The 8,349-nt window shown below is 63.5% G+C and carries 9 protein-coding genes and 2 pseudogenes; all 11 read left to right on the top strand.

The window, feature by feature from the left end; genetic code table 11:
- Positions 1-97 precede the first annotated feature (97 nt).
- A pseudogene (locus tag B7X90_RS16985) lies at positions 98-297 on the top strand (transposase); the annotation flags it as partial.
- Positions 298-412: 115 nt separating this feature from the next.
- Positions 413-1,450: an IS110 family transposase gene (locus B7X90_RS16980; RefSeq protein WP_292626456.1), complete on the top strand. Its 1,038-nt coding sequence runs from the start codon at positions 413-415 to the stop codon at positions 1,448-1,450.
- A 375-nt stretch (positions 1,451-1,825) separates the two neighbouring features.
- Entirely contained in the window at positions 1,826-1,966 is a 141-nt protein-coding gene (locus tag B7X90_RS18395) for a hypothetical protein (protein ID WP_366409828.1), read from the top strand.
- A gap of 334 nt (positions 1,967-2,300) precedes the next feature.
- On the top strand, positions 2,301-2,384 hold the full coding sequence (gene pqqA / locus B7X90_RS18390; protein ID WP_366409829.1) for a pyrroloquinoline quinone precursor peptide PqqA: 84 nt from the start codon (positions 2,301-2,303) through the stop codon (positions 2,382-2,384).
- A gap of 10 nt (positions 2,385-2,394) precedes the next feature.
- Positions 2,395-3,300 (top strand): pyrroloquinoline quinone biosynthesis protein PqqB, encoded by a 906-nt coding sequence (gene pqqB, locus B7X90_RS16975; RefSeq protein WP_292626453.1) that lies wholly within the window; start codon positions 2,395-2,397, stop codon positions 3,298-3,300.
- Positions 3,297-4,037, top strand: a complete 741-nt coding sequence (gene pqqC / locus B7X90_RS16970; RefSeq protein ID WP_292626450.1) for a pyrroloquinoline-quinone synthase PqqC — start codon at positions 3,297-3,299, stop codon at positions 4,035-4,037. Before pqqB ends, pqqC begins: the two co-directional genes overlap by 4 nt.
- Positions 4,034-4,318, top strand: coding sequence for a pyrroloquinoline quinone biosynthesis peptide chaperone PqqD (pqqD, locus tag B7X90_RS16965; RefSeq protein ID WP_292626448.1), 285 nt, complete (start codon positions 4,034-4,036; stop codon positions 4,316-4,318). Before pqqC ends, pqqD begins: the two co-directional genes overlap by 4 nt.
- The gene (pqqE, locus tag B7X90_RS16960; RefSeq protein WP_292626446.1) at positions 4,315-5,415 is read left to right on the top strand and encodes a pyrroloquinoline quinone biosynthesis protein PqqE; all 1,101 of its coding nucleotides are present in this window, start codon (positions 4,315-4,317) and stop codon (positions 5,413-5,415) included. The genes pqqD and pqqE overlap by 4 nt, the downstream gene beginning before the upstream one ends.
- A complete protein-coding gene (gene pip / locus B7X90_RS16955) occupies positions 5,408-6,370 on the top strand; it encodes a prolyl aminopeptidase (RefSeq protein WP_292626443.1) in 963 nt (320 codons plus the stop codon). The genes pqqE and pip overlap by 8 nt, the downstream gene beginning before the upstream one ends.
- Positions 6,367-7,728 carry an MFS transporter gene (locus B7X90_RS16950; RefSeq protein ID WP_292626440.1) on the top strand — a complete coding sequence of 454 codons (1,362 nt, stop codon included), beginning with the start codon at positions 6,367-6,369 and terminating at the stop codon, positions 7,726-7,728. Before pip ends, B7X90_RS16950 begins: the two co-directional genes overlap by 4 nt.
- 40 nt (positions 7,729-7,768) lie before the next feature.
- Positions 7,769-8,301 (top strand): annotated as a pseudogene (locus B7X90_RS16945) (IS3 family transposase); the annotation flags it as partial.
- Between the last annotated feature and the right edge of the window lie 48 nt (positions 8,302-8,349).

The raw sequence follows: 8,349 nt of genomic DNA, 5'->3' as shown, positions 1-8,349 counted from the left end.
GGCCATGGGCATGCTCAACCACCATTTCGCAGCAGCCGCCTGATCGGCGCAGAGCGACAGCCTACCTCTGACTGCCGCCAATCTTTGCAACAGAGCCGTCGAGGTCATTCGACGCAGCGATTAGCAGCAGGGCTTCAAGGTTCTGCCCCGACGATGGGTCGTTGAGCGGACCTTTGGCTGGATGATCCGATGGCGCCGATTGGTCCGCGATTACGAGAAGCGCATCGACGTCTCGCAGGCCATGATCCTCGTCGCTAAAAGGGCGGCAATCTCCTACGCCGAAACGTTCACCCCTGATTTTCCAAACAGATGGGGTGATTGGGGCACCTCACCGAGTCGGTGAGGTGGCTGCTCCTCGCAAATGGTAGAACGTGGTCCGTGTGTGCGGCCACAACCATGAGGAGAAGCAACCATGAGCTATTATGCCGGATTGGATGTATCGTTGGAAGAGACGGCGATCTGCATTGTCGATAACGCGGGCAAAGTGATCCGCGAGCTTCGTGCTACCAGTGAGCCCGATGCGGTGGTCGAGACGCTGGCCGCTACCGGCCTGAGCTTCGAGCGCGTTGGGCTGGAGGCATGCTCGCTGTCGTCGTGGCTGCATCAGGGTCTGACGCGCGCTGGCTTGCCAGCACTGTGCATCGAAACGCGAGCAGCCAAGGCGGCAATGGGCGCGATGCCAAACAAAACTGACCGTAACGACGCTCGTGGCCTAGCTCAGATTATCCGGACAGGGTGGTATAGAGCGGTCCACGTGAAGAGCATGCCGTGCCGATCGGCCCGCGCGCTGCTCGGCGCACGCCGCACTATGTTGAACAAGCAGCGCGACATCGAGAACGCGGTGCGGGCCGTGCTCCGTGAGGTCGGGCTCAAGCTGGGAACACCACCGCGCAAGCTCTTCCCCGGCCGGGTCCGCGAACTTGCGTCAGTCGATGATGCCATCTCCGATATCGTCGAACCGCTGCTAGCAGTGCTCGACGTGATGGTGCGCCAGATCGACCATTTGACGAAGCGCGTACTGGAAGCGGTCAGGGTTGAGCCGATATGCCGGCGGCTGATGACGGTGCCAGGTGTGGGGCCGCTGACCGCGCTCACCTTCAGGGCGACGATTGATCAGCCCGAGCGCTTTCGACGATCCCGCGACGTCGGCGCTCATCTTGGGCTCACGCCCCGCCGCTACCAGTCTGGCGAAACCGACGTCCAGGGCCGCATCAGCCGATGTGGCGACGAGCTTGCCCGTACCGCATTGTACGAGGCGGCGCATACTCTGCTGACGCGCTGCCAGAAATGGTCAACGCTAAAAGCGTGGGGCATGCGCGTTGCCCAGCGGCGCGGCATGGCCAAAGCCCGCGTCGCCGTGGCTCGCAAGCTTGCCGTCATCCTGCACCGTATGTGGAGCGACCAAGCCGAGTTCCGCTGGGGCAAGTCGCCAGCGCTCGCCGCAGTATGAGGAGACGCGAACCAGTTCCCGTCTGAAAAGACGGGTAGCGATCGTTCCCATGGGGACGATGGGCGGAATGACCTCGTTGAGAGTCCGGATCCTCAGATACCCTGAAGGTCGCGAAACAGCTTGAGGCGTCCCGCTCTCCTGACCCCATTATGCGGCGGCCACGCGCCGACCGCGGAGAGAAGCGAGTGATCCATGGGAACGATCAAGAAATCGAGGAAGCAGCTTGACCTAGGAAGCCCCAATCAGAGAGGACTCTCAGCCCCATAGATTTCGAACGGGAAGCGGGTGTAGCCTGATTGAGCCTATCTCGGTGTCCGCCAAACCGGCAGCAGGCCACATGGCGCTTCGGCGAGCCAGGTTGCATTGGCTTGAATCTTGAGGCGAAGCAAAGTCATTCTTCCCATCCCGGGGACCTCGAAGATCGCACATCTTGAGGAGAATGTGGCCGGCGCGGCACTAACGCTGACCCAAGTCGATATGGATGCGTTAAACCATCCCATTGCCGCAGGCTCTTGAAGTCACCACTCCGCCAGCGTTCATATCCAACATCGGACGGCCCACTGGCTAAATGGCGGAGCTGCCCTTCAGCAGATTCGTAAGCAATCCAAAATACTTCTCCTATGAAAGCGTCCTCTCGCATTGGCCCCGTATCGGGTCCACCCGCCATTCCTTTATGATCGTTGGTCCTTTGGTCACTTGCGCCTTACCAGCTGCCACTGTTAGCGTCTTGTTACTAGATTCGACGATCATAGCCCCATCCATTGAACATGGTCGTAAAGCGACCTGCCCAAGGATGGCCCGGCGGTGCAACCGAGTGCAGCACAAGAAAGCGGTAGAGGAGAACTGAACAATGAAATGGAAGACGCCCAAGATTCGTGAGATTGCGCTCGGCGCGGAAATCAACTGCTACGCTTGTGCGGAACTGACCGCCTGAGCATAAGATCGTGCAAATCATCATACTGGGGGCAGCGGCAGGTGGCGGCTTCCCCCAGTGGAACTCGAACGCACCGGGCTGCAACCGCGCCCGATGCGGAGATTTTCTCGCGCCCCTACGTACCCAGGCTAGCGTTGCTGTCAGCCATGACGGTGAACGCTGGTTCATCCTCAATGCCGCGCCCGACCTGCGCCAGCAGATCAATGCGACCCCTGCCCTCCATCCACGCAATGGCCTGCGCGACAGCCCCATTGCCGGGGTCGTGCTGACCGGCGGCGATGTGGATGTGATCGCGGGCCTGCTCACCCTGCGCGAGCGCCAGCCCTTCGCGGTCCATGCCACCCGCCGCATCCATTATGTGCTGGATGCCAATCCGATCTTCGAGGTGCTGGCGCGCGACGTGGTGACTCGCGGCGCGCATGCGCTCGACATGCCCTTCGCGCTAGACGACGCGCTCACCGCACGCTTCTTCGCGGTGCCCGGCAAGGTGCCGCTCTATCTGGAAGGAGACGGCGCGGATCCGCCCCCGATCGTCGTCGACGATACCACGGTGGGGCTGGAGATCCGGGATGGCGACCACCGCCTGCTCTTCATCCCCGGATGCGCCGCGATAACGGACGATCTGCGTGCGCGAATCGAGGGCGCGGACATCCTCTTCTTCGACGGCACGCTCTGGCGTGACGACGAGATGATCGCCGCCGGCATCGGCCACAAGACCGGCAAGCGCATGGGCCATATGAGCCTCGGCGGCTCTGACGGCACGATCGCGGCGCTCGCCCCGGTCCATGTCGGGCGCAAGGTCATCATCCACATGAACAACAGCAATCCCGTCCTGCTGGCCGACAGCCCCGAACATGCCGAAGCGGAAGCGGCCGGCTGGATCGTCGGCGAAGACGGCATGGAGTTCACGCTTTGACCGACGCCCTCTTGACGCCCGACGAACTGGAAGCCGCGCTGCGCGCGATCGGCGCCGAGCGCTACCATATCCACCACCCCTTCCATCGCTTGCTGCATGACGGGAATCTCAATCGGGCGCAGGTCCAGGCGTGGGCGCTCAACCGCTATTATTATCAGGCGTCGATCCCCGCCAAGGACGCGACCCTGATGGCGCGCCTGCCCACGGCGGAGGAGCGCCGCGAATGGCGGCGGCGGATCGAGGATCATGATGGCGATGGCGAGAAGCCCGGCGGCATCGAACGCTGGCTGAAGCTGGCCGAAGGCGTGGGCCTCGACCGCGCGCTGGTGGAAAGCACCACGCAGATCCTGCCCGAAACCCGCTTCGCCGTGGACGCCTATGTCCACTTCGTGCGCGACAAGTCGCTGCTGGAGGCTGTCGCCTCCTCGCTCACGGAGCTTTTCTCGCCCACCATCATCGCCGAGCGCGTCTCCGGCATGCTCGCCAATTATGACTGGATCACGCGGGAAACGCTGGCCTATTTCACGCCGCGCCTGACCCAGGCACCGCAAGACAGCGATTGGGCGCTTGCCTATGTTAAGGCCCATGCCGACACGGTGGAGAAGCAGCAGGCCGTGCTCGCCGCCCTGCGCTTCAAATGCGATGTGCTCTGGTGCCAGCTCGACGGGCTTTACTTTGCCTATGTGTCGCCGGGCATGATCCCGCCGGGCGCCTTCGTGCCGGAAACCGACGCGTGACGACGGAGAGCGCCGTCCCGGCGTTCCGGCGCGGGGCCAAATTCCGTTTCGACGCAGTGCGCGATGCCTGGGTGCTGCTTGCGCCCGAAAAGCTCTTCATGCCGGACGAGATCGCAGTCGAAATCCTCAAGCTGATCGATGGCACGCGCAGCATCGACGCTATTGTCGATGACCTCGCCGCCCGGTTCGAGGCGCCGCGCGACATGATCGCGACGGACGTGGTGGCCGCGCTGGAGGATCTTGCCACGCGCGGCACATTGACCCTCGCCGAACCGTCATGACTCAGCCCGCGCCGCCCATGGGCCTGATCGCGGAACTCACGCACCGCTGTCCGCTGCAATGTGCTTATTGCTCCAACCCGTTGCAGATGGACGCGCCCAAGACGGAGCTTTCCACCGATGACTGGCGCCATGTGCTGGATCAGGCGGCGGCGATCGGCATCCTGCAGGTCCATTTCTCCGGCGGCGAGCCGATGGCCCGGCGTGATCTGCCGGAACTGGTAGCCCATGCCAGCCGGGCCGGGCTCTACACCAATATCATCACCTCGGGCGTGCTGCTCACCGATGAGGCGATGGCGGCCCTGCTGGCGGGCGGCATCGACCATATTCAGCTGAGCTTTCAGGACGCTACGCATGACGGCGGCGACCGGTTCGGCGGCTATCGCGGCGGCCATGAAAAGAAGCTGGCGGCGGCGCGGCGCATTCGAGAGGCAGGTTTGCCGCTCACCGCCAATTTCGTCATCCACAAGCAGAATATCGAACGCGTGGAAGCGATGATCGCGCTGGGCGAAACACTGGAAGCCGAGCGCATGGAGATCGCCCACACCCAATATTATGGCTGGGCCCTGCTCAACCGCAACGCCCTTCTGCCGAGCCGCGAGCAGCTCGACTATGTGAACGCTGTCGTCGAAGCCGCCCGTGCGCGGCTCAAGGGCCGCATCGCCATCGACTATGTAGTGCCCGATTATTACGCCTCCCGGCCCAAGGCATGCATGGGCGGCTGGGGCAATCGGTTCATCAACATCTCTCCGTCCGGCAAGACCCTGCCCTGCCACGCGGCCGAGACGCTGCCCGGCTTCACCTTCCCCTCGGTGCGCGAAACATCGCTGCGCGACATCTGGCAGGCATCGGATGCCTTCACGCGCTTTCGCGGCACGGACTGGATGCCAGAGCCATGCCGGGCCTGCGACCGCCGTGAGATCGACTGGGGCGGCTGCCGCTGTCAGGCGCTGGCCATGACCGGCGACGTCGGCCGGACAGACCCCGCCTGCCATCGTGCGCCGGACCATGATCTTATGGCGCAGGCCGTAGTGGAGGCGGACGCCGAAACGGTGCTGGACCTCGTGCCGCGCAGGCTGCATCAGGCAGCACATGACTGAGCTTCGCACGCTTTATCCCGCTATCGAGCCTTATGAGACCGGAACGATCGATGTCGGGGACGGCCACATCGTCTATTATGAGCGCTCCGGCACGCCCGGCGCCAAGCCGGCCGTCTTTCTGCACGGTGGACCGGGCGGTGGGATTTCGCCCAATCATCGCCGCCTCTTTCATCCCGACCATTACGATGTACTGTTGTTCGACCAGCGCGGTTGCGGGCGCTCGACACCCCATGCCGGGCTGAACGCGAACACGACCTGGCACCTCGTCGCCGACATCGAACGACTGCGTGCGCTGGTCGGCGTGGAGCAATGGCTGGTGTTCGGCGGCTCATGGGGATCGGCGCTGGCGCTCGCTTATGCGGAGGCGCATCCGGCTCATGTCAGCGAACTGGTGCTGCGCGGCATCTTCACTGTGCGCGAAACGGAGCTGGACTGGTATTATCAGTTCGGCGCCTCGGAAGTGCATCCCGAGAAATGGGAAGCGTTCATCGCCCCCATTCCGCTGGAAGAACGGAGCGACCTGCGCGCGGCCTATCGCAAGCGCCTGACCGGCACCGACGAGGCCATGCGGCTGGAATGCGCCAGGGCGTGGAGCCTATGGGAAGGCCGTACGCTCACCCTGCTTCCCGACCCCGACACCTCGTCCGGCTTCGGCGATCCGCACTTCGCTCTCGCCTTCGCCCGCATCGAGAATCATTATTTCGTGCATGGCGGCTGGCTGGAGGAGGATCAGCTCATTCGTGACGCCCACAAGCTGCGCGGTATTCCAAGCACGATCGTGCAGGGACGGTATGACATGGCCTGCCCCACCCGCACCGCGTGGGAGCTCCATCGCGCCTGGCCGGAAGCGGACTTCCATCTCGTCGAGGGGGCCGGCCACGCCTGGTCGGAACCGGGCATATTGGATCAGCTCGTGCGCGCAACGGATCGCTATGCCGGCCTGACCGGGCAGTGAACACGCCGCCCAGCGGCCGCTATGACCCACCGGGCGGACTGCAGCCGCCACGCCGCCACTGGGCGCTCGCCGGCCTGTGGCTGGGCATGGCGATGTCCGCGCTGGATAGCTCGATCGCCAATATCGCACTCCCTACGATCGGCCATGATCTGGGCGTGCTGCCCGCGAAAACGACCTGGGTGGTGACGGCCTACCAGATCGCGGTGGTGATGGCCCTTCTCCCCGTCGCGGCGCTGGGCGAACGGATCGGTTATCACCGCGTCTATCAGGGCGGCATGGTCCTTTTCACGCTCATGTCGTTGGGCTGCTCGGTCGCACCAACCCTCGAATTCCTTGCGGCCTGCCGGTTCGCGCAAGGGCTCGGTGCCGCGGCGATGATGGGCGTCAACGGCGTCCAGATGCGCGTGACCTGGCCGCCCGATCGCCTCGCGCGTGGAATCGGCTACAACACGCTCGTGGTGTCCTTCACGGCCGCCGCCGGGCCGGGCCTTGCAGGACTTGTCCTTTCGATCGCCGACTGGCCCTGGCTGTTTCTCATCAACATCCCTGCCGGTCTTGTCGCCTTCCTGCTGGTCCACCGCTTTGGACCACGCAACGCGCCGGTAAGTGTTCGTTTTGATGGATGGGGCAGCGTTCTGAACGCCGTCATGTTCGGTGCGCTGTTTCTCGCGGTTTCGGAAGGGGTGCATGGCGGCTTGTCGATCTGGCTCATGACGATGGCGGCCATCGGGATTGGGGCCGGCTTTCTGCTGCTTCGCCATGTTCGCTTCGATCCCCGGCCGCTCATCCCCCTCGATCTCATCCGTATCCCGCGCATGCGCCGGGCCTATGGCGCCTCGATCTGCGCCTTCGCAGCGCAGATGTGCCTGCTCATCGCCCTGCCCTTCCTGCTCGAAGGCCATCTCGATCTAAGCGTTGCCACGGTTGGCCTGCTGATCCTGCCATTCCCGATCGGCGTCGCGCTCACCTCGCCGCTCGCGGGGCGGCACGCCGACAAGCATTGGGCGGGTCTGATGAGCGCGGGCGGGCTCATGCTCATGGCCGGTGTGCTGATCATGCTCGCAATCGTCATTACAAAAGGGCTGGCCGAACCTCTGATCGGCTTCGCCATGGCGCTTTGCGGCATCGGCTATGGCCTGTTCCAGGTGCCCAACAACAACGTCATGTTGCGCAACGCACCGCTCGACCGCGCCGGGGCGGCTGCTGGCATGCTGGCCCAATGCAGGCTTGTCGGCCAGACGGTCGGCGCGCTTATCGCAGCTCTCATGATGCACCTGACGGGCCAGTCCAATCCTGTAGCTCTCTTCGCCGCGAGTGCCTTAGCCGGCTTAGCCGGGCTGTTCGCACTACGGCGATGAAGGCGTTGGGGCCGTTCCCAAACAAGATTACTCGGCTAGGCCCAACCAGAAATGGGTGGCAGACTTCACCTATATCTGGACCGCAGAAGGATGGCTCTACGTGGCCGCCGTCATTGACCTGTTCTCCCGCAGAGGGGGGACTGGTCGATGAGCGCCACCATGATAGCGCAGCTTGTCACGGATGCCCTCATCATGGCGATCTGATGGTGTGGCAAGCCCGACGCCCTGCTGCACCATTCGGATCAGGGCAGCCAATATACGAGCGAGCAGTTCCAGCGGCTCATGGCAGATAATGGCGTCACCTGTTCGATGAGCAGGTCCGGAAACTCCTGGGATAATGCCGCCATGGAAAGCTTCTTCTCATCCCTCAAAACCGAGCGGATCGGGAAGAAGGTCTACCGATCCAGAGCCCAGGCGAAGGCCGACGTGTTCGACTATATCGAATGCTTCTACAACCCGACCCGGCGGCACTCGACCCTTGGCTATCTCAGCCCCATAGATTTCGAACGGGAAGCTGGTGTAGGGGGCGTTTGCGGGAGGGGGCGGAATCCTACGCCAAGCTCGCCCAGATAGCCGGCGCGAGATCTTACTTGTTGCTGCCTTCTACGGTCGCGCCAGAAA

It is taken from the genome of Novosphingobium sp. 17-62-19, from assembly GCF_002256775.1.
GTDB lineage: Bacteria > Pseudomonadota > Alphaproteobacteria > Sphingomonadales > Sphingomonadaceae > Novosphingobium.
Note: the sequence above shows the minus strand (reverse complement) of the source record. Positions and strands in the feature narration are given on the sequence as shown.

Coding starts and splice junctions, on each gene's coding strand:
- pip (WP_292626443.1), top strand. CDS start 5,408: ATGACTGAGCTTCGCACGCTTTATCCCGCTATCGAGCCTTATGAGACC.
- pqqA (WP_366409829.1), top strand. CDS start 2,301: ATGAAATGGAAGACGCCCAAGATTCGTGAGATTGCGCTCGGCGCGGAA.
- B7X90_RS16980 (WP_292626456.1), top strand. CDS start 413: ATGAGCTATTATGCCGGATTGGATGTATCGTTGGAAGAGACGGCGATC.
- pqqE (WP_292626446.1), top strand. CDS start 4,315: ATGACTCAGCCCGCGCCGCCCATGGGCCTGATCGCGGAACTCACGCAC.